The 20786-nt window shown below is 72.0% G+C and carries 18 protein-coding genes and 1 pseudogene; 8 read left to right on the top strand and 11 right to left on the bottom strand.

Annotation, left to right across the window (positions count from 1 at the left end):
- The coding region (locus KAH28_RS09395; protein ID WP_290575968.1) for a copper chaperone PCu(A)C at positions 1–312 on the top strand (312 nt) is incomplete at its 5' end.
- A 3-nt stretch (positions 313–315) separates the two neighbouring features.
- Here the strand turns inward: KAH28_RS09395 and KAH28_RS09390 are convergent.
- The 4 genes from KAH28_RS09390 to KAH28_RS09375 all read right to left on the bottom strand — a co-directional run bounded on the left by KAH28_RS09390 (position 316) and on the right by KAH28_RS09375 (position 5842).
- Complete coding sequence (locus tag KAH28_RS09390; RefSeq protein ID WP_290575966.1) at positions 316–987, bottom strand: TetR/AcrR family transcriptional regulator; 672 nt, start codon at positions 985–987, stop codon at positions 316–318.
- A gap of 49 nt (positions 988–1036) precedes the next feature.
- A complete protein-coding gene (locus tag KAH28_RS09385; protein WP_290575964.1) occupies positions 1037–2431 on the bottom strand; it encodes an SDR family NAD(P)-dependent oxidoreductase in 1395 nt (464 codons plus the stop codon).
- Complete coding sequence (locus KAH28_RS09380; protein ID WP_290575962.1) at positions 2428–3903, bottom strand: DUF3336 domain-containing protein; 1476 nt, start codon at positions 3901–3903, stop codon at positions 2428–2430. Before KAH28_RS09380 ends, KAH28_RS09385 begins: the two co-directional genes overlap by 4 nt.
- A 61-nt stretch (positions 3904–3964) precedes the next feature.
- Positions 3965–5842, bottom strand: a complete 1878-nt coding sequence (locus tag KAH28_RS09375; protein ID WP_290575960.1) for a LysM peptidoglycan-binding domain-containing protein — start codon at positions 5840–5842, stop codon at positions 3965–3967.
- 149 nt (positions 5843–5991) lie between these two features.
- Between KAH28_RS09375 and pip the strand changes: the two genes are divergently transcribed.
- Positions 5992–6942, top strand: coding sequence for a prolyl aminopeptidase (gene pip, locus KAH28_RS09370; protein ID WP_366918162.1), 951 nt, complete (start codon positions 5992–5994; stop codon positions 6940–6942).
- Between the two features lie 245 nt (positions 6943–7187).
- On the opposite strand, the gene KAH28_RS09365 is transcribed toward pip, so the two are convergent.
- The 3 genes from KAH28_RS09365 to KAH28_RS09355 are packed head-to-tail and all read right to left on the bottom strand — an operon-like array spanning position 7188 to position 8902.
- The gene (locus KAH28_RS09365) at positions 7188–7583 is read right to left on the bottom strand and encodes a VOC family protein (protein WP_290575956.1); all 396 of its coding nucleotides are present in this window, start codon (positions 7581–7583) and stop codon (positions 7188–7190) included.
- On the bottom strand, positions 7580–8083 hold the full coding sequence (locus KAH28_RS09360; RefSeq protein ID WP_290575954.1) for an acyl-CoA thioesterase: 504 nt from the start codon (positions 8081–8083) through the stop codon (positions 7580–7582). Before KAH28_RS09360 ends, KAH28_RS09365 begins: the two co-directional genes overlap by 4 nt.
- 24 nt (positions 8084–8107) lie before the next feature.
- Complete coding sequence (locus KAH28_RS09355) at positions 8108–8902, bottom strand: sulfite exporter TauE/SafE family protein (protein ID WP_290575952.1); 795 nt, start codon at positions 8900–8902, stop codon at positions 8108–8110.
- Between the two features lie 149 nt (positions 8903–9051).
- On the opposite strand from KAH28_RS09355, the gene KAH28_RS09350 reads away from it, so the two are divergent.
- The 4 genes and pseudogenes from KAH28_RS09350 to KAH28_RS17460 form a co-directional block, all read left to right on the top strand.
- Positions 9052–10932, top strand: a complete 1881-nt coding sequence (locus KAH28_RS09350; protein ID WP_290575950.1) for a transglycosylase SLT domain-containing protein — start codon at positions 9052–9054, stop codon at positions 10930–10932.
- Positions 10932–12161, top strand: coding sequence for a multifunctional CCA addition/repair protein (locus tag KAH28_RS09345; protein WP_290575948.1), 1230 nt, complete (start codon positions 10932–10934; stop codon positions 12159–12161). Before KAH28_RS09350 ends, KAH28_RS09345 begins: the two co-directional genes overlap by 1 nt.
- Positions 12162–12224: 63 nt before the next feature.
- Positions 12225–12968, top strand: coding sequence for an SDR family oxidoreductase (locus tag KAH28_RS09340; protein ID WP_290575946.1), 744 nt, complete (start codon positions 12225–12227; stop codon positions 12966–12968).
- A gap of 27 nt (positions 12969–12995) precedes the next feature.
- Positions 12996–14018: pseudogene (locus tag KAH28_RS17460) on the top strand (MFS transporter); the annotation flags it as partial.
- Positions 14019–14075: 57 nt separating this feature from the next.
- Here the strand turns inward: KAH28_RS17460 and KAH28_RS17455 are convergent.
- Both KAH28_RS17455 and KAH28_RS09330 read right to left on the bottom strand, forming a co-directional pair.
- Entirely contained in the window at positions 14076–14624 is a 549-nt protein-coding gene (locus KAH28_RS17455) for a methylated-DNA--[protein]-cysteine S-methyltransferase (RefSeq protein ID WP_366918161.1), read from the bottom strand.
- Positions 14625–14718: 94 nt separating this feature from the next.
- Positions 14719–15486, bottom strand: a complete 768-nt coding sequence (locus tag KAH28_RS09330) for an NRDE family protein (RefSeq protein WP_290575942.1) — start codon at positions 15484–15486, stop codon at positions 14719–14721.
- A gap of 78 nt (positions 15487–15564) precedes the next feature.
- Between KAH28_RS09330 and KAH28_RS09325 the strand changes: the two genes are divergently transcribed.
- Both KAH28_RS09325 and KAH28_RS09320 read left to right on the top strand, forming a co-directional pair.
- The gene (locus KAH28_RS09325; protein WP_290575940.1) at positions 15565–16446 is read left to right on the top strand and encodes an EcsC family protein; all 882 of its coding nucleotides are present in this window, start codon (positions 15565–15567) and stop codon (positions 16444–16446) included.
- 169 nt (positions 16447–16615) lie between these two features.
- Positions 16616–18007: an NAD(P)/FAD-dependent oxidoreductase gene (locus KAH28_RS09320; protein ID WP_290575938.1), complete on the top strand. Its 1392-nt coding sequence runs from the start codon at positions 16616–16618 to the stop codon at positions 18005–18007.
- 39 nt (positions 18008–18046) lie between these two features.
- Here KAH28_RS09320 and ntrC read toward each other — a convergent pair whose 3' ends face one another.
- Both ntrC and glnL read right to left on the bottom strand, forming a co-directional pair.
- Entirely contained in the window at positions 18047–19501 is a 1455-nt protein-coding gene (ntrC, locus tag KAH28_RS09315; RefSeq protein ID WP_290575936.1) for a nitrogen regulation protein NR(I), read from the bottom strand.
- Positions 19498–20571 (bottom strand): nitrogen regulation protein NR(II), encoded by a 1074-nt coding sequence (glnL, locus tag KAH28_RS09310; RefSeq protein ID WP_290575935.1) that lies wholly within the window; start codon positions 20569–20571, stop codon positions 19498–19500. Before glnL ends, ntrC begins: the two co-directional genes overlap by 4 nt.
- Between the last annotated feature and the right edge of the window lie 215 nt (positions 20572–20786).

Here is a 20786-nt window from a genome sequence, read left to right as displayed (position 1 = left end):
GCCGGGTACATGCGGATGCGCAACGACGGCGATGCGGCGCTCACCCTCGACGGGCTTGCCAGCGATGCGCACGGCCGGGTCGAGGTACACGAGATGAAGCACGAGGGCGGCATGATGCGGATGCGCGAGATTCCCGCCCTGGCCATCGCGCCCGGCGAGAGCGTGTCGCTGGAGCCGCACGGCACGCATCTCATGCTGATGGCGCCGCAGCGCGACCTGGCCGCCGGCGAGGTGGTGACGCTCACCATCGGCTATCGCATCGACGGCGAGCGCTACCAGCGCGTGCTGGAGATCCCCGCCGAGGCGCGCTGATCGCTAGGCGCCGAGCGCGTCCGATCCGTTGAGCCGTTCCCCGCCCAGGCCGTGCAGCATGAGCGTGGCCAGCGCCTCGGACTGACGCACGGCATCGCCGTCGAGGTCGGTGCCGTCGGTCGTGCCGTTGTCGAGCAGCGCGTGCGCGGCGGCCTGCAGCGCGCCGACCATGGCGAGGGCGTGCGTGTCGCGATCGGTGCGCACCGGCCCGGCGGCATGGCGGTCGAGCAGGTCGGCGTAGCAGTGCACCAGGCGCGCCACGTGCTCGCGCCACATCGCCGGATCGACGAAGGGCGCCTCGTCGAGCGCGCGCATCGCCGCGGGACTGCCGACACAGAACTCGAGATAGGCGCGGAAGCTGTCGCGGAGACAGTCGGCGAGCTGCAGGTGACCGAAGCCGCGCAGCAGGCTGCGACGGAGCTGCCGGCTGACGTTCTCCACCGCCACCGCATAGCAGGCTTCCTTGGAGCCGAAGTAGATGTAGAACGTCCCCTGGCCGATGCCGGCGCGCGCCGTGATCGCGCTCACCGAGGCGGCGTGGAAGCCCTTGTCCCCGAACTCGGCGATGGCGGCGTCGAGCAGCCGCTGGCGCGTGGCCCGGCCGCGCGCGGTCGCGGGTGCGTACTGCTCCTTGGCGGTGGCGCTCGTTGCGGTATCGGAAGAGGGGGCAGCCATCGGTCCTCGCGGTCGTCATCGCGCTGCAACAAGCAGCTACGGAGGAGTGTCAGGCCGCAAGCCCCCTTGATGACAGCCAGGGGCCGACAAGCGTAGCGATCCGGCGGTCGAGCGCATCGATCTGCGGAGTCGCGAGTCGTGTGGCGGGCAGCACATCGATCGGATGCGGGGCACGATCGAACCACACGCCGCGCCGGCTGGCCGCCGCGGCATCATCCAGGGCCAGCCAGACAATGCTGTCGGCGCCCTGGTCCGCGTCGCGCAGGAAGGGCCGCATCACGCGCCGGAAGGCCGGGAGCGCGCTGCGTACGCCGGGCGTGTCCGCCCAGCCCGGGTGCACGGCGTGCAGGGCGAGATGCGGCCAGCTGCGCGCCCGGCGCGCGGTCAGCAGCGTCAGCGCGCGCTTGGCCCGTCCGTAGGCGACGGCGCCGTCGAAGCGACCGCGCTCGAAGTTCAGGTCGTCGAGCGCCAGCGGTGTCAGGTACATGCCGCCGCTGACGACGTTGATGATCCGACCGCCCGCCGTCATCGCCGGCGCCACCGCGTCCATCAGTATCACCGGCGACAGCAGATTGACCGCGAGCGTGCGCTCGAAGCCCTGGCCGGTCTCGGCGCGTTCGCCGAACAACGCGCCGGCATTGTTGATCAGCGCGTCGGGCGGGTCGGCGCGCAGCGCATCGGCGGCTCGCGCGGTGCTGTCGAGATCGAGGAGATCCGCTTCGACGACCGTGGCCCGGCAGCCGGCATCGATGCGCAATCGTCGCACCACGCGACGCAGGCGCTCGCCGTCGCGACCCACGATGGTGATGCGCGCGCCGTGCCGGGCCAGGGTCATGGCGGCGGCCTCGCCGAGACCGCCGGTGGCACCGGTGATGGCGACGTGACGGCCTTCCGCGCGCGCCACCAGCGGTGCGAGTCGGGCGGCGGCGAAGCCCTGGCGGGTGAAGCGGGCTGCACCGGGCAGCACCAGTCGGTCGGCGAGCCAGCCGGCGGTGCCCAGTCGCGGTGGTGGCGACATGCGCAGCGCGTGTTGCAAGCCGCGCGCCGCGCGGCGCAGCGCGAGCCGGATGCCGGGTTCGGCGATGCGCGCGCGCAGCGTGCCGTCGAGGCGGACTTCGGTGTCCCAGGCGAGGATGGCGCCGCGTCCCGCCTGCTCGGACTCGGCGCGCAGCGTCGCCACCAGTGTCACGCCCGGACCCTCGCCGCGGAGCGTGGCCGTGAAGGGCGGCGAGAAGCGCAGGATCTCGAAGTGCAACGCGACCCGGCGGAAGCCGATGCGCAGGCGCACCTCGAAGCGGGCGCCGGCGCCCAGGACTCCTTCGGTGATCTTGTCGGCGTACAGTGCCGCCGGAAGCCACTGCGGCAGGTTGCGCAGGTCCGCCGCGTACCAGAGGCACGCGCCCGCGCTGTGGCCGGCGCGGATGCGCGCCTCGTCCGTGATCATCGCGACCGGCCGCTGCCTCCGGTGACCGCGCGCAGCGCCCGCGTCCGGCTGCCGCGCGCCGGCGAGTGCGTCTTGAGGCGTGCGGTGGCGTCCTCGAGCGAGCGCGAGATGCGCGTCTGCGTGGCGATGCGCGCCAGCTTGGGCCAGGTTGCGCGTTCGCCCTCGCGGATGTAGGCGTCGATCTCGTCGGCCGTCGGGTTGGCCAGCATGCGTATCAACTGGCGGGGGGAATGCTTCGGGAATACCGTGACATCGCCCGAGTAGCGCTGGCGCACCACGCCGTAGGCCTGCGCCAGCACGGCGTTGCCCGCCGCGAAGTGCTTGCGGGTCACGCGCAGCGCGTTGCGGCCGCTGGTGGCAGCCAGCTCGCGGACCCAGGGAAGCAGGCCGTGGTCGTCGCGCTGCCGGTCGCGCAGGAAGGGCACGACATGCGGGTTGGTCTGGCTGACGATGTAGTGGTTGACGTTGTGCAGACGCGCCAGGCGGAGCATCGGAAGATCGGCGCTCAGCGTCCCGTCGACCCAGCGCTTCGACGGCATGTAGGGCACCACGTCACCGTCGAAGTCGCGCGCCTGCAGCATCACCGAGGGGAACACCCCGGGGATCGCACAGCTCGCCAGCGTGGCGCTGTTGATCATGACGTGCGGAGCGGTCAGATAGTTGAGCAGCCGGCCGTGCTGATTGGGCTCTGCCGGCGACACGGTGATGCCGAGCATGCGGCGGGTCGACTCGAAGGCCTGCTCGAAGGTGGCATCGCCGATGTTGCGCTGCAGGCAGGATTGCAGGGCGTCTCCTTCCATGACGCTGCCGCCGCGAAGCACGCCGCGCAGTGAGACGCGCTGGAAGGCATCGAGGTGGATGCCGTCGCGCGCGAAGATGTCGGGCAGCTGCTCGTCGGTGCGCACGCAGACCATCGACGCGATGATCGAGCCCGCCGAACTGCCCGACAGCACGCGCGGCAGCAGGCCGTTCTCGAACAGCGCCTTCACCACGCCGAGGTGGAACATGCCCAGCGAAGCGCCGCCCGATAGCATCAGCGCCGATCGGCCGAACACCGAGCCGGTGCGCTTGAAGAAGAGCACCTTCTCGGCCGGCGGGAAATCCGGGAAGTCGCCGGCGGAGATGTAGTCGATGCAGCGTGCGACCTCGTTGACGTACTGCTCGATGAGATGCTTGGTCCCGCATCGCGCGACGCCGTGCAGCGCCGGGTTGGCGATGTTGCCGATGTTGCCGTGCAGTCCCTCGTGCAGCGAGAAGGCGAGGTGCCGGACCTCGCCGGCGGAGCGCAGCGCGCGCATCTCGGCAAGGCGCTCCTTGATCAGCAGGTAGTCGTAGTCGTCCGACGCGTCGTCGGCGCGCCAGGCATCGAGGCCCTCGAGACGGTCGAGCTCCTCGGCGATCTCGTGCCAGCTGGCGTAGTCCTGTGCATGCTCCAGGTCGCGGAGCCGGGTCTTCAAGCGCTTGTCGGCCATGCGGGGCCTCGGGCGGAATTGCGATTCGCCCAGTGTAGCGCGCGACCGGCGGTGCCGGACCTCAGTTCGTCGGCGCGGGGATCTCGAGCATCAGGCCGGGGCGGATGCTGTCGGCATCCTCCAGCGCGTTGTGCGCGGTCAGCGTGGCGAGGCTGGTGCCGTGTCGGCGCGCGATGTCCCAGAGCGTCTCGCCGGGTGCGACGCGGTGCCGGAGCGGTCCGCCCCCGGTGGGCACCTCGAGGCGCATGCCGGGCCGCAGCAGATCGGCATCCGCGAGGCCGTTGGCAGCGGCGATCATGCGGCTGCTGGTGCCGTAGCGCTGCGCGATGCCCGAAAGGGTCTCGCCGCTCGCCACGATGTGCGTGGCGCGGCCACCCGTGGCCGGCACGCGCAGCGTCTGCCCCGCGCGCAGGTCGCGGGCGTCGGCAATGCCGTTGCTGCGCTGAAGGTGGGCCGTGGAGGTGCCGTAGCGTCGGGCGATGCCCGAGAGCGTCTCGCCGCTGCGCACGCGGTGCCGGCCGTCCGGCGCCCCCGACGACGAGGCGACCGCGGCGCCGCCGCCGATGCCGCCGGGCGCCGGGATGCGCAGATCCTGGCCGGCGCGCAGCCGGTGCACGCTGGCCAGCGCATTGAGATGCTGGAGGCGGCTGGCGGAGGTGCCGTAGCGCCGCGCGATGCCGGACAGCGTCTCGCCGCGGCCCACGCGATGGGTCAGGAAGGCGTCGCGCTGGCGCGCATGCAGCGCATCGTCGCCGAGGGCCAGGTACTGCTCGGCGAAGGATTCGCGGTGTCCCGGCGCGACGCGGATGTGATGATCCGGCGGTACCAGCAGGTCGCCGTCGCGGATCATGTCCGAGTAGGCCGGGTTGTGACTGGCGAAGGTTTCGATGTCCCAGCCGGACAGTGCCTGCAGCGTCGACCACGCCACGTAGTGCCGGGTCTGCACCTCGTCGAAGCGGGCCGGGACCTGGGGCGTGGGGGCATCGTCGAACCAGCGCTCGCGCTCGCGGTCGACGTCGAGCGCGGCCAGGAAGGACGCGTAGAAGTTGCGCGATGCGAAGCCGAAGCGCGGGTGGTCGTAGTCGCGGATGAGGTCGGGCAGCGAGTTGCCGCCGGTCTGCTCCAGCGCCCGCCGGATGCCGTGCCGGCCGAAGTTGTAGGCGGTGACCGCCAGCGGCCAGTTGCCGAGCGCCTCGTAGTCGTCGCGCAGATGGCGGGCGGCTCCGCGGGTGGCGGTCCACGGATCGCGGCGATCGTCGACGAGGTGGTCGAAGCGCATGTAGTGGCGCGCCGAGCTCGGAATGAACTGCCATACGCCGGCGGCGCCGACCTTGGAATAGGCCGTGGTGTCGAAGGACGACTCGACCAGCGGCAGTCGCGTGAGCGCGCGCGGCAGGTCGTGCTCGGCGAACACCGACTCCATGTACGGGAGATAGCGGCCGGCGCGCTCGAGCCCGCCGCGCGTGCGCTCGGCAACGCCCTGCTGCGCGCGGACGTTGCCCTGCACGCGGCCGAAGATGCCGGGCTCCGCGACGTTGGCGAAGAGATCGGCGATGGCGCGGGCATCGTCGCCCATGCCGCTGGGGTCGCCACCGGCGGCGTCGAGCTCGCCCAGCAGCCGGTTGATCCGATCGATGGTGGCGCTGGTCTCGTCGCGGCGCTTGCGCGCCAGCGCGGCCGGATCCATGCCGCGCGCGGCTTCGGCGCGGTAGTCGAGCACGGTGAAGATCTTGTTGGGGTAGTCGCTGGCGTGCACGACCACCTGATGGCGCGAGTAGTGCCCGAAGATCTCGCGCCAGAAGCTCACCGCGGGCGCCAGCTCGGGCGGCCGCTCCATGGCGTCGGCGGGGATCGCGTTCCTGCCGGTGGCGGGGCCGCCGGCGGCGAGCTGCGGGGCGATCAGGAGGGCGATGGTGATGCAGCGGGCGGACAGGCGCATGCGGGAGCTCGGGCGCTGAGCGGGGACGACAGATGCATGCTAGCCGGCGCGCGTCCGGCGTGCATCCCCGCGCAAAGCCGGAACGCGACCGGGTCCCGGCGCGGAAGCCGCTAAGCTAGGGGCACATTGTCGTGAAAGCGCTTGTCCCGATGGATGGCCTCTACCCGCCCGTTCCGGTGCGCCAGTCGTTGCAGCTGCGCGTCTCCGACCTGCACACGCTGCACGTCGAGGAAGCCGGCAATCCGGATGGCACCCCCGTGCTGTTCCTGCACGGAGGGCCGGGCGGGGGCTGCCAGCCGTTCCATCGGCAGTTCTTCGATCCGCAGCGCTTCCGCATCGTGCTCTTCGACCAGCGCGGGTGCGGGCGCTCGACGCCGCACGCGGAGCTGCGCGAGAACACCACCTGGGATCTGATCGACGACATCGAGCGCATCCGCGATCACCTCGGCATCGAGCGCTGGATGGTGTTCGGCGGCTCGTGGGGGTCGACGCTGGCGCTGGCCTACGCCATCCGCCACACCGATCGCGTGCGCTCGCTGATCCTGCGCGGCATCTTTCTGCTGCGGCCGGAGGAGATCGCCTGGTTCTATCAGGAAGGCTGCTCGTGGATCTATCCGGATGCCTGGGAGCGCTTCCTGGCACCGATTCCGGAGCGCGAGCGCGGCGATCTGCTCAACGCCTATCATCGCCGACTGACCAGCGACGACGATGCGGAGCGCCGCACCGCGGCCATCGCCTGGAGCCGATGGGAGGGCGCCACCAGCAACCTGCGCGCCACCCCCGAGGCTGAGGCGGCCTTCGCCGACGTGCGCTTCGCCGAGGCCTTCGCGCGCATCGAGTGCCACTACTTCGTCAACGGCGGCTTCTTCGAGCGGCCCGACTGGATCCTGGCCAATGCCGACCGCCTGCGCGATGTGCCGGGCGCCATCGTGCAGGGCCGCTACGACGTGGTCTGTCCGATGCGCTCTGCCTGGGAACTGTCGAAGGCATGGCCGCGCGCCGATCTGCAGATCGTTCCCGACGCGGGCCATTCCGCCACCGAGCCCGGCACCCTGCGCGCCCTGCTGGAAGCGGTCGACAGCTTCGCGGACTGCCCCTGAATATCCCGGTCGCGAAGCGACACCACGTCCCCTCTCCCGCAAGCGGGAGAGGGGAGGACCGCCTGCAGAGCAGGCGGTGGGGTGAGGGCCGCTCGCCGATGCCGAAGGCGTTCGGGTAGTCGCCGCCCCCTTCCCTGAGCGGGAGCAGGAGAGACCACCGGGCCGGCAGGCGGTAGGGCGGAGTGAGGCCGCGAACGCCGCTGTTGTCGTCTACCCCGGCGCTCAGTGGCACCGGCGCGCCAGCATCATTCGGCCGGTTGCGCGCCGGCCGTCTCGTCCGGATGCTCGGCGATCAGCGCCGCCAGCGCGGACTCGCTGTCGCGGAAGAAGCTCACCCACATGGCGCGGCCGGCCATGCGCGCGATGCATTCGGGCTCCTTCTCGATGTGCACGCCGCCGTCGCGCAGCGTGTCGACGGCCGTGAAGATGTCCGCGACCTCGAAGTACAGCACCATGCCGTCGGCGTCGTCGGCGTTCTTGAGCGCCAGCAGCAGGCGGGTGGTGCCGCAGTCGAAGAAGGCGAGCTTGTCGTTGCGGAAGCGCAGGTCCATGCCCAGCGTGTCGGCATAGAAATGCACTGCGCGGTCGAGATCCGAGACCGTGACCGCGATCTGGCGGACCCCGTCGATGCCGATGCTCATGCGTGCTCCTCGCCGCGCAGCGCGCGCAGCTCGCGGGCGTGTTTCAGGCGCAGATCGCGCCGCATCTGCGCCTCCTGGTAGCGGCGGTCCTCGGTGGCGCCGTCGGGGCGCAGCGACGGCACCGGCTGCGGCTCGCCGTCGTCGCCGAGCGCCACGAAGGTCAGATAGGCCGACAGGATGTGGCGGCGCTCGCCGCCGCCGACGCGCTCGGCCTCGACCTTGCAGCCCACCTCCATGGAGGTGGTCCAGGCGCGGTTGACGCAGGCGTGGAACACCAGCACGTCGCCGCGCCGCGCGGGGGCCATGAAGTGGACGGCGTCGACGCTGGCGGTCACGCAGACACTGCCGGCGTGGCGGTCGGCGACCACCGCGCAGATGCGATCCATCTGCGCCATGATCATGCCGCCGAACACGGTGTCGTTGGCGTTCAGGTCATTGGGAAAGACCATGTAGACCTGATTGTCGACGCGCGAATCGGCGGCGGTACGGTGATCGCTCATGCGGCGGATTGTACCGGCGCCGGCTCAGACCGCGCCCGACAGCATGGTGACGCCGATCACCAGCAGCAGTGCCGCGAAGGCGCGCTGCAGCCACTGCTGCGGCAGCCGATGCGCGAGACGGGCGCCCACCGGTGCCAGCAGCACCGAGGCCGTCGCCACCGCGGCGAAGCCGGGCAGCGAGACGTAGCCCCAGTGCCCGCCGGGCAGGCCGTCGACCTGGCTGCCGGTGACGATGAAGCCGGCCGCGCCGGCCCAGGCGATGGGAATGCCGCCGGCCGCCGAAGTGCCCACCGCCTGGCGCATCTCCAGGCCATAGAGCCGCAGGAAGGGCACCGTCAGCGAGCCGCCGCCGATGCCGATGAGCGCCGAGGCCCAGCCGATGACGCCGCCCGCCGTGGTCAGTGCCGCGCCGTTCGGCGTGCCGGTGCGCATGCGCGGATCGGGCTGCAGGATCAGCTTCAGCGCCACCGCCAGCGCGCCGATGCCGACGATGCGCGCCAGCCAGTCGCTGGAGATGCCGTGCGCGGTCCAGGCGCCCAGCAGCGCGCCCGCCACGAGCCCGGGCGCGAGCCAGGCCAGCAGCCGCCAGCGCACGGCGCCGTGGGCATGGTGCGCGCGCGTCGAGGACAGCGCGGTCAGCGCGATGACGGCGAGCGAGGTGCCGATCGCGACCTGCATGACGTGCTCGGCGGGGAAGCCCTGCGCGCTCAGGATGAGCGCCAGGATGGGGACCGTGGTCAGCCCGCCGCCGACGCCGAAGAGGCCGGCCAGCAGTCCGGACAGCGCGCCGGTGGCGAGAAAGAAGGGCAGGTACTCCACGGTTGTGCTCCCGTCGATGCAGCGCCGCGGTCGAGTGCCGCGCCTCGATCCGCGGCGGCGGGCCTAGAATGGGCGCACATCCTAGTCGGCTCCCGGTTGCCATGCCGCCTGCCCTGCGTTGCCTGTCCCCGCTGCTCGTCGCGATCGCGATGTCCGCCCCCGCGGCGGCGTCGGACGGGTCGCCGCGGGAAGCGTTCGTCACCGCCTTCGAGGCCGCCGACGGCGGCGATGCGGCCGACGACAGCGCAGCGCTGAAGGCCTACGCGCTCTATCCGTGGCTGCAGGCGCGGCGCCTGCGCCTGCGGCTCGATGATGCCGACGACGCGCTCGATGCCCGCATCGGTGCATTCCTGTCGGCGCACGGCTCGGCGCCCTACACGCAGTCGCTGCGCGCGGCCTGGTGGCGCAGTCTCGCGGCGCGCGAGCGCTGGGCCGAGTATCTCGCCGCATTCGACGGGCGCCCTTCGACCGACGCGCTGCTCTGCCACTGGCTGCAGGCGCGCATGGCGCTGGGGCGCATGGACGGCTTCGCGGACGACGCGCTGGCCGCCTGGCGCAACGGGCGCAGCATGCCGTCCGACTGCGACCCCGCCTTCGACTGGCTGGAGCGCGAGGGGCACCTCACCGACGACCGCATCCGCGAGCGCGTGCGCCTGGCGCTGGACGCGCGCGAATACGGGCTGGCGCGCTACCTCACCGAGCGTCTGCCGGAAGCGGCGCAGCGCATCTGGGTGAATGCCCGGCTGGCGCGCCAGCAGCGCGGTTCCTTTCTCGAGCGGCTGGTCGAGAATCCGGACGCACCGGTGCCCTTCGATGATCTGCGCTACGGCCTGTATGCCCACGCCCGCGGCTACCCCGCGGAGGCGAGCCGCCTGCTCGATGCGCTCATCGAGGCGCGCGCGCTGACACCGGACGAGCGTGCCCATCTCACCCGTGCGGTGGCGCTGCCGGCGAGCTGGTCGCGCGAATCGCTGGCGCTCGATCTCTATCGCCGCGCACCACTCTCGGGGCATGGGCAGGACGATTTCGAGTGGCACGTGCGCGCCGCGCTCTGGGCGGGCGACTGGGACGAGGTCGCCCGCGTCATCGCGGCGATGCCCGCCGACATGGCCGGCGAGGCGCGCTGGCGCTACTGGGCGGCGCGCGCCCGCGTCGCTACCGGCGCCGCCGAGCCCGCCGCGGCCTACGCCGAGCTGGCGCGCGACCGCAGCTTCCACGGCTTCCTCGCCGCCGAGCGCGCCGGGCTGCCGGCGACCCTGAATCCGGTGCCGACCGCGCGCGATGCCGACGCGCAGCGCCAGCTCGCCAACATGCCGGCGGTGCGGCGGGCGCGCGAGTGGTACGCGCTCGAGGACGATCGCCGCGCGTCCGCCGAGCTGTCGTGGGGGCTGGGCGATCTCGACGCCGACGGTCTGGAACAGGCCGCGCTCATGTTGTCGGACTGGGGCTGGCACCGGCAGGCCATCGCGTGGATGGCGCGCGCCGGCCGCTGGGATGATCTGACGCTGCGCTTCCCGCTGCCGCACGAGCGGGATTTCCGGCAGTCGGCGCAGGCGGCCGACGTCCCGCTGGCCTGGCTGCACGCGATCGCGCGTACCGAGAGTCTCTACGACCCGCGCGCGGTGTCCGGCGCCGGCGCACGCGGCATCGCCCAGATCATGCCCGGCACCGCGCAGCGCGTGGCGCAGCGCAGCGGCGTGGCCTACAGCGGACGCGAGGCGCTGTTCGAGCCGGCCACCAACCTCGATCTCGCCGCGCGCTATCTGGCCCAGCTGCGCGACCGCTTCGGCTGCCGCTGGCTGTTCGTGCTGCCCGCGTACAACGCCGGGCCCAACCGCATCGACGGCTGGCTGCCCGACGCGCCGCTGGACGCCGATGCCTGGATCGCCAACATTCCGTTCAACGAGACCCGCGGCTACGTGCAGCGCGCGCTCTACCACTACGTCATCATCCACTGGCGCCTGCACGGCGAGCCGGGCCGCATCCTGCCGCTGCTGGACGAGCCGGTGCGGCCGCCCCTGGTCTGCTGATGCAGCGCTACCTGGTCGGCGGCGCGGTCCGCGATCGACTGCTGGGACTTCCGGTGCGCGAACGCGACTGGGTGGTGGTGGGCGCCTCGCAGGCCGAAATGGAGGCCGCGGGCTACCGCGCGGTGGGGCGCGACTTCCCGGTGTTCCTGCATCCGGAGACCGGGGAGGAGCATGCGCTGGCGCGTACCGAGCGCAAGTCCGGTCGCGGCTATCGCGGCTTCGTGGTCGACGCGTCGCCGGATGTGACGCTGGAGGCGGATCTGACGCGGCGGGATCTCACCGTCAACGCCATCGCCGAGGATGCCGACGGCACGCTGATCGATCCATGCGGCGGGCAGGCCGATCTTGCGGCGCGCGTCCTGCGGCACGTGTCGCCCGCCTTCGTCGAGGATCCGCTGCGCGTGCTGCGCGTGGCGCGCTTCGCCACCCGCTTCGCGCCGCTGGGGTTCCGCATCGCCGACGAGACCATGGCGTTGATGCGTGAGATCGTCGCGCGCGGCGAGATGGCGGCACTGGCGCCCGAGCGTGTCTGGCGCGAGACCGAGCGCGCACTGATGCACGACCGGCCCTCGGTCTACATCGCCACGCTGCGCGAGAGCGGGGCACTGGCGGCGCTGATGCCGGAAGTCGATCGCCTCTTCGGCGTGCCGCAGCGTGCGGACTACCATCCCGAGATCGATACCGGGGTGCATCTCGGCATGGCGCTCGACGCCGCCGCTGCCGCCGGTGCGGCCCTGCCGGTGCGCGTCGCGGTGCTGCTGCACGATCTCGGCAAGGCGGAGACGCCTTCCGACGTGTTGCCCCGGCACCCCGGCCACGAGCACGCCGGCGAGCCGCTGGTGCGCGCCTTATGCGAGCGCCTGCGCGTGCCGGCCACGCAGCGCGATCTGGCGCTCGCCGTGTGCCGGCGCCACATCGAGGTTCACCGCGCCCGCGAGCTGCGGCCGGCCACGCTGCTGCGCCTGGTCGAGGCGCTGCGGGGGCTGCGCGACGGCGATTTCTTCGAGCACGCCCTGGCCGCGTGCGCCGCCGACGCGCGGGGACGGCTCGGGCACGACGATGATCCGTACCCCAGCGTCGACTATCTGCGCGCCGCGCGCGAGCGCGTGCTGGGCGTGCAGGCGCGCGACGTCATCGCGCCCGGGATGCAGGGCCCCGAGATCGGCGGGCAGCTGCGCGCCGCGCGCGAGCGGGCGCTCGCCGCGTTGCGCGACAGCGCCGGGTCATGAGGGCGCAGCCCCGGCGCGACTGCCACAATGCGGTGCATCGCATGACCGTACATCCGGGGTGACATGAGCGCTTCAGCCGAGGCACCGGTGGTTCTCGTGACCGGCGCGGCGCGCCGCATCGGCGCGTGCATCGCCCGCCTGCTGCACGCCGATGGCTGGCGCGTGGTGCTGCACTGCCGCGGCAGCCGGAACGAGGCCGAGGCGCTGCGTGCGGAGCTGGCGGCCGCGCGCGACGACAGCACGGCGCTGGTGATGGCCGATTTCGCAGAAACCGGTGCGGCGGCGCGCGCGGTCGACGAGGCCGCCGCGGTCTGGGGGCGGCTCGACGCCCTGGTCAACAATGCCTCGAGCTATCTGCGCACGCCGCTTCCGGACATGCGCCCCGATCAGGTCGAGGATCTGCTGTCCTCCAACCTCAAGGCGCCGCTCGAGGCGCTGCAGGCCTTCGCCCGGCAGGACAGCGCGCGCGCGGCCGTCAACATCATCGACACCCTGGCGCGGCACGTGCGCAGCGGCTACGCCCCGTACTTCGCGGCCAAGAGCGGACTGTGGACCGTCACCGAGGCGCTGGCGCTGGAGCTGGCGCCGCGCGTGCGCGTCAACGGCGTCGCACCCGGCCACATCCTGTGGGCGACCCAGTCGCCCCTCGCCGACGATCAGCGCGAGGCCGAGCGCGCGCGCATTCCGATGCAGCGGCTCGGCGAGCCCGAGGACATTGCGCGCGCGGTGCGCTTCCTGCTGTCCGGGGACGCCGCCTACGTCACCGGTGCGGTGCTGCCGGTCGACGGTGGCCTGCGTCTTTCCTAACATCGCGCGGCACCGAGGCGGGCGCTGATGCCGGTGCTGTCGCGCTCGCTGACGCTGCTCCTGTGCAGCACCCTGACGGTGATGGCCGCGGCCACCATCACGCCGACCCTGACCGCGATCGCCGCGCACTTCGCCGATACGCCGCACGCCGGCTTCCTGACGCGGCTGGTCCTGACCCTGCCGGCGCTGGTGATCGTGCTGGTGGCGCCGCTGGCGGGGAAGGCCTGCGACGCGCGCGGTCGCAAGCCGGTGATGGGCTTCGGCCTGCTGCTCTACATCGTTGCCGGCGGTGCGGGAGCGCTGGCACCGTCGCTGCCGTGGCTGCTGGCATCGCGCGCCGGGCTGGGCATCGGCATCGCCTGCCTGATGACCGCCACCACGACCATGATCGCCGACGGCAGCCGGGACGGCGAGCAGGCGCGCCTGCTCGGCATGCAGGGGGCCTTCATGGCAGGTGGTGGCGTGATCTTCGTGCTGCTCGGCGGGCTGGCGGCGGAGATCCACTGGCGGGTGGCCTTCGGCGTCTATCTGCTCGCGTTGCTGCTGGTGCCGGCGGTGCGGCGGCTGCCCGAATCGCGCCCCGCGCGCGGCGGCGGCGATGCCGATGACACGGCCCCGGCGGGGCGGGTGGCGCGGCAGGTGGGCGGGGTCTGCGCGCTGGCCTTTCTGGGCATGGCGCTGTTCTACCTGATGCCGGTCTACATGCCCTTCCTGCTGGCCGAGCGCTTCGGCGCCAGTGCCGGATGGGTGGGCGCGGCGGTGGCGCTGGCCAATATCGCGGCCATGCTCTCCGGCACGCTGTTCCGGCGGGTGCGCGCGCGGGTGTCCTCGATCGGCATGGTGGCCATCACCTGCGGCTTCCTGGGCGGCGGCTACGCCGTGGTCGCGGTCAGCGCCGATCTGCCGCCCTTCCTCGCCGGTCTGCTGATCGCCGGGCTGGGGCTCGGCTTCATGCTGCCCAACCTGAACCATTGGGCCGTGCAGCGCAGCGAGCCGGCGCTGCGCGGGCGCGCGCTGGGCTGGATGACGACGGCCTTCTTCATGGGCCAGTTCGCGTCGCCACTGCTGGCGCAAGCCGGTGGCGAGCGCCTTCGGGACCGGCGGACTCTACGGCGTGGCGGCGGTGGTGCTGGGCAGCGGTGCGGTCGTCGCGCTGGCGGCGGTGCTGCGTTCCAGGTCGAGCAACCAGCGCTTGCGGTCGAGTCCGCCGCCGTAGCCGCCCAGGCCGCCGCCGGCATTGATGACGCGATGGCACGGAATCACCAGCGCGATGCGGTTGCGCCCGTTGGTGGTGCCCACGGCGCGCACCGCGCCCGGATTGCCGACCGCGGTGGCGATATCCCGGTAGCTGCAGGTGGCGGCGTAGGGAATGGCGCGCAGCGCTTCCCAGACGGCGCGCTGGAACGCGGTGCCGGGCGTGACCAGCGGCACCGTGAAGGTGGTGAGCCGGCCCCGGAAGTAGGCGGCGAGCTCGGTCTGCAGCTGGTCGAGATGGCGCTCGGCGCGGGCGCCGGCCGTTCCGCCGAGCCAGGCGCGCAGATCCCGCGGCGCGCGGTCCACCTTCTCCCGATCGGCGAAGCCGAGCAGGCAGACGCCGTCATCGACCGCGCCGGCGGTCAGCGGGCCCAGCGGGCTGTCGAAGGTGACCCGGCGCATGGCGGGGTCGGACGGGGTGGCGGACATGGTCGGGCGCGTGCGTCGGCGATGCCGGGAGGCTACGCCGAAGCGATCGTCCGTTCCAGCACGCGGGTCACAGGTGTTCATGCGTCTCGCCGACGCACGCACCCTCGGCATCGAAGCGGCGCTCGATGAAATCGATGCCGCCGTCGTCGTGCGCCATGACCACGGTGCTGGCGCGGGTGCCGTAGCCGGGGCTGACGATGAAGGGCGGCGACAGCATGCGCTCGTGGGCGAGGCCGACCCCGGTGTCGGGCAGCGCCGCATCCGGCGCCTGCCTTCGGTCGGCCAGCGCCTCGAACAGCGGCTCCGGCGTCCGGCGCGGTTCGGCCAGTGCGAGCCAGTCGGTCATCGCCGTCCTCAGGCGCTCGGCCTTGGGCCATGGCGTATCCAGCGATGCGTTGGACACCAGATGCAGCCCCGGGGAAAGCGGCTGCACCGACGGTTCCGGATGGTTGGTGGCGAAGCGCATGGCCGCGCCATCCCAGAGCAGAAGGTTGAATCCGGCGTAGCGCGGGGCGTCGCCGTGCAGCGCGTCGAGGAAGCCGGCAACGGCGGTGCGCGCGCGCGCGAAGTCTGCGACCAGCCGGCCACGCGAGGGGGCCTCGGGGTCCGGGGGTACCATGCGTCGAACGTTGGTGACCGCCGCCAGCCGCTGCGCCTGCGCGTTCACCGCCAGCCAGCCGCCACCCTGCACGCGGTCGCGTCCCCCGAAGACCTGCGGTGCATCGTCCCACGGTGCGGCGGCGGTGGCCGCGCGTGCGTGGAATTCGTCACGGTTGGCGGCGACCACCAGCGGCGTGCCGGGCAGGGCCTGCCAGGCGACGGCGATCAGGCACATGCGCGGACATACGCGGTTGCGGAGTCGGACATGGGGGCGGGGCTTCCCGTCTCGGCGAGGCGCGAGCGTATCATCGGGATGATCCGACCGGAGGCACGCGGCGTGCTCAACGATTACGAAACGGCGGTGCTGGACGCAATCCGCGAATGGCAGGGCCGCCCGCCCGGCCCGGCCACGCGCTGGTTCGGCCGGGCCGCCGGGCCGGCGAGTCGGGCGGTGCAGACCGCGGTGCCACCCGCGGTGCTGCGCCAGGCGCTCGGTGCGGCCCGCCAGGCGGCATCGCGCGCCGACGGCAATCGCGCCCTGCTGGCGCGTGCCGGTGTCGACGATGCCGCCGCAATGCGCGCGCTGCCCCTTGCCGAGTGCGATCGACTGGCCGGATGGGTGCAGCGGCGTGCGCTGATGCTCGGCGGTGCCGGCGGCGCCGTCTTCGGGGTCGCCGGCACCGCCGGCATGGTGCTGGATGTGCCCAGCGTGCTGGTGCTGGCGCTGCGGACCATCCAGCGGGTCGGGCTGTGCTACGGCGAGGCGCGCCTGCAGCACGCCGAGGACGGCGTCGTGCTGTCGGTGTTCGCGGCCGCCTCGGCCAACAGCAGCGACGAGAAGGCGCAGGCCATTGCCGGGCTTCGCGCCGCCGGCCTGCTTGACGGCACGCTGGAGGCGGCCTGGCGCGACGGGGTGGAGCGCGCCGCCGAGCGCGAGCTCGCCAAGGAGGCTGCGACCTACAGCATGAGCAACCTGGCGCGAACCCTGTCGGTGCACCTCGGCTGGCGCAAGGCGGCGTCCGCCGCGCCGGTGATCGGTGCCTTCGTGGGCGGTTCGGTCAACGCCTGGTACATCCATGATGTCGCCCGCGTGGCGCGCTACTGCTTCCAGGAGCGCTGGCTGGCCGCGCGCCATCCCGACATCGCCGCAGCTCAGCGCGCGGCGCTGCCGCTGGTAGCGGCCAATGATGGCTGACGGTCGGCGCGCCGGCGTCCGACACTCCCGGCCCGGCAAACCGCTGAATGCGAACGGGAAACCGGGTATCCGGCTGCCCGCGTGATGCCCGCGGGCGGGTGCCGGCACCCTGTATAAGCCCGGACATTCGCGCTAAGCTGTGCCTTGTGCACCGCAACATGCCCCCTTGATGGCCACCGATTCCCCACAAGCATCCACGAGTCCGCACGTCGTCATCGTCGGCGGCGGTTTCGCCGGCCTGCATGCCGCACGCCGCTTCGGGCGCGCCGGCTACCGCGTCACCCTGCTCGACAAGCGCAACTTCCACCTCTTCCAGCCGCTGCTCTACCAGGTGGCGACCGGATCGCTGACCATCGGCGACATCGCCTATCCGCAGCGCAGCGTCCTGCGCAAGCTGGGCAATGTCCGCACGCTCAATACCACGGTCTTCGATGTCGACCCGAAGGCACGCGTGGTCTACCACGAGCACGGCAGCATGCAGTACGACCTGCTGGTTGCGGCCACCGGCGTCAAGCACAACTACTTCGGCAACGATCACTGGCGCGAGCACGCGCCGGGACTGAAGACCGCCGAGCACGCCATCCAGATGCGGCGCCGCATCTTCCGCGCCTTCGAACTCGCCGAGCTGACCGATGACGCGGTCGCGCGCCGGCGTCTGCTCAACTTCGTCGTGGTGGGTGGCGGCCCGACCGGCGTCGAGCTGGCCGGCGCCCTCGGCGAGCTGACGCGCAAGACCATGGTCCGGGACTTCCGCAGCTTCAATTCGCGCGATGCGCGCGTCGTCCTCCTGGAGGGCGGTCCGGACATCCTGCCGGTCTACCCCGAGCGGCTGCGGGACGAGGCACGCCGGCATCTGGCCGCACTGGGCGTGGAAGTGCAGACCTCCGCGATGGTCGAGGATGTCGATGCGCAGGGCGTGCGCGTGCGGCGCGGCGACGCCAGCGAGCGCATGGAGGCGGCGACCGTGCTGTGGGCGGCGGGCGTCCGGCCGTCGCTGTTCGGCGAAGTGCTGGCCGAGGCCACCGGCGCGCCGCGCGACCGCGGCGGCCGCATCCAGGTGGCACCGGACTGCTCGCTGCCCGGGCATCCCGAGATCTTCGTCATCGGCGATCTCGCCATGCTGACCGACGCCGCCGGCAGGGACGTACCGGGGCTCGCGCCGGCCGCCATCCAGCAGGGCCGCTACATCGCCGACGCGGTCAGGCGGCGCGATGCCGGCAAGCCCATGAAGCCCTTCCGCTATAGGGACTGGGGCACGATGGCGGTGATCGGGGTCAATCGCGCGGTGGGCAATCTGCGCGGGCTCAAGACCAGCGGCATGCTCGCCTGGTTCCTGTGGGCCTTCGTGCACATCCGGGCCCTGATCGACGGCGAGCAGCGGCTGCGCGTCTTCGTGAACTGGCTGTGGAAGTACTTCACCCGCCAGATGGGCGACCGCCTCATCACCGGCGATCCCACGCATACCCAGAGCCTGCGCGACGCGCGCCTCGGCCGGGTGCCGCCGCCGGACAACGGCAGCGGACAGGACAGCGGCGACAAGGCCGGGCGCAACGTGGCGTAACGCCAGGCCGGCGCGGCGGTCGGGTCCCGCGCACCGGCATCAGGAGTGGCGGTGCGCCTCCATGTTGAGCTCCTTGATCTTGCGGGTCAGCGTGTTGCGCCCCCAGCCGAGCCGCTTGGCGGCATCGATGCGGTGGCCGCGCGTGTTGGCCAGCGCGGCCTCGATGAGCGTGCGCTCGAAGGCCGGCAGCGCTTCCTCGAGCAGGTCCGAGCGTCCGGCGCCGAGCTCGGCGTCGGCCCAGGCGCGCAGCAGCGAGGGCCAGTCCTCGGCGACGGCCGCGATATCCCCCGGGGTGGCTTCGGTCGGCTGCCCGGGCGCTTCCGATCGCGTGCGCGGATGGCGCAGCTCGGGCGGCAGGTCGTCGGCCTGGATTTCCTGACCCGGCGCCATGACCGTCAGCCATCGGCAGATGTTCTCGAGCTGGCGGACGTTGCCGGGCCAGCTCAGCTGCTGCATGCAGTTGCTGGCGGCGTCGCTGAGACGCTTGGGCTCGGTGTGCAGATCGCGCGCCGCAGTGATGAGGAAGTGGCGCGCCAGCATCGGGATATCCTCGGTACGCTCGCGCAGCGAGGGGATCCGGATGCGGATGACGTTGAGGCGATGGAACAGGTCCTCGCGGAAGCGCCCCTCGGCGACGGCGTCCTCGAGCTCCTGGTTGGTGGCGGCGATGACGCGCACGTCGACCTTGATCGGCGTGGTCCCGCCGACGCGATAGAACTCGCCGTCCGACAGTACGCGCAGCAGGCGGGTCTGGAGGTCCAGCGGCATGTCGCCGATCTCGTCCAGGAACAGGGTGCCGCCGTCCGCCTGCTCGAAGCGGCCTCGGCGCTGGGTCTGCGCGCCGGTGAAGGCGCCGCGCTCGTGGCCGAAGAATTCCGATTCCATGAGATCGCGCGGGATGGCGGCGGTGTTCACCGCGATGAACTCGCGTCCGGCGCGGGGGCTGTGGTTGTGCAGGGCTCGCGCGACCAGCTCCTTGCCGACGCCGGTCTCGCCGGTGATGAGGACGGTGATCTGCGATTGCGACAGCCGGCCGATGGCGCGGAAGACATCCTGCATCGCCGGGGCTTCGCCGATCAGCGAGCTGGACTGGCCGAGTTCCTGGCTGGCGGGCTCGACGCTGCGCGCGGCGGCGGCGCGCTGCACCAGTTCCGAGACATCGTCGACGTCGAAGGGCTTGGCGAGGTACTCGAAGGCGCCGCCCTTGTAGGCGGCGACCGCGGCGTCGAGGTCCGAATGGGCGGTCATGATGATGACCGGCAGATCGGGGTCGTGCTCGTGCAGGCGCTGGAGGAGCTCGAGGCCGTCGACCCCGGGCATGCGGATGTCGCTGATCAGGACATCGGGCGTTGCCTCGGCGAGGCGGTCGAGCATCTCCGCGGCACCGGGGAAGCTCTCCACGGTCATGCCGTGCCGGCTGAGGGAGCGCTCCAGAACCCAGCGGATCGATTCGTCGTCATCGACGACCCAGACGGTGAGCGAACTGTCATTCATGAGACGGGCAGGGGGAGATAGATGGAGAACGTCGTGCACCCGGCCCGCGAATGGCATTCGATGATGCCGCCATGGCCGTGGACCAGGTACTGCGAAATGGGGAGACCGAGGCCGCTGCCCGATGCGCGCGTGGTCACCATCGGGTAGAAGATCTTCTCGAGCAGCTGGGCCGGTATGCCGGGGCCGTTGTCCTCGATGTCGATCTGCACGGCCATGCGGTGCAGGGTGCCGGCGATGGTGTGCTGCCGACGCACCCGGGTGCGCAGGGTCAGATGCGGATCGTCGCGGCCCTCGAGCGCCTGCATGGCATTGCGGGCGATGTTGAGCGCGGCCTGCACCAGCTGCTCGCGGTCGGCCTCGATGTCGGGGATGCTGGGGTCGTAGTCGCGGTCGACGGTGAGCCACTCGCCGGCCTCGGCCTCGATCAGGTGGCGGACATGTTCGAGCATGGCGTGCACGTTGAGGGTGTCGCGCACCGGCATGCGGCTGGGGCCCAGCATGCGGTCGACCAGGTTCTGCAGGCGGTCGGCCTCGCGCATGATCACGCGGGTGTACTCGCGGTGCAGCGAGTCGGGGAACTCGTGCTCGAGGAGCTGGGCGGCACCGCGGATGCCGCCGAGGGGATTCTTGATCTCGTGGGCGAGCCCGCGCACCAGCTGCCGCCCGGCGTCGAACTGCGCCTGCAGCCATTCGTCGCGCGAGATGCGCAGATGGCGGTCGAGGGGGGTGGCCTCCATGACCAGTCCGTGCTGCTTGCCGAACAGCACCGGCGTCACCACCAGATCGACGGTCACCGGCCGATCCTGTCCGCGGCGCATCTCCAGCTCGCGCTCGATGAAGCCCGACGTGGTCGCGACGGCGTCACGCAGGCGCTCCATGTGCTGCGCGAAATGGGGCACCGCGATGTGGAGGGGTTCGCCGAGGGCGTGTCCCTCGGATACGCCGAACAGGTTCTCGGCCGCGGGATTGATGTGCCCGACGCACAGTCGGCCGTCCACGGCGAGGACGCCCGTCGTGGTGCTTTCGAGAACGGATTCCGCCTTCAATCGTGGGCGCGGCGTGAACTTCATGGTGCAAGCTCAAGCAAGGAACAGGCCATCTGGGGGGAGGTGCATCCCCATTGGGGCGCACCGGATCGCGCCATGGTAGTGCAAACGCACGATATTGGGACGTATGTGCACAATAACAGTGCATTCGGTCCATGGAGGTGCGCGCGCATGCCGGCCGGTGCTGCGCAACCCATGTGCGGAAGGGCTCCGGGTGCGTCATTCGGGGGCAGATGCCC

Origin of the sequence: Algiphilus sp. (assembly GCF_023145115.1) — a bacterium.
Taxonomy (GTDB): domain Bacteria; phylum Pseudomonadota; class Gammaproteobacteria; order Nevskiales; family Nevskiaceae; genus Algiphilus.
This window is presented reverse-complemented; position numbering and strand designations above follow the sequence as displayed.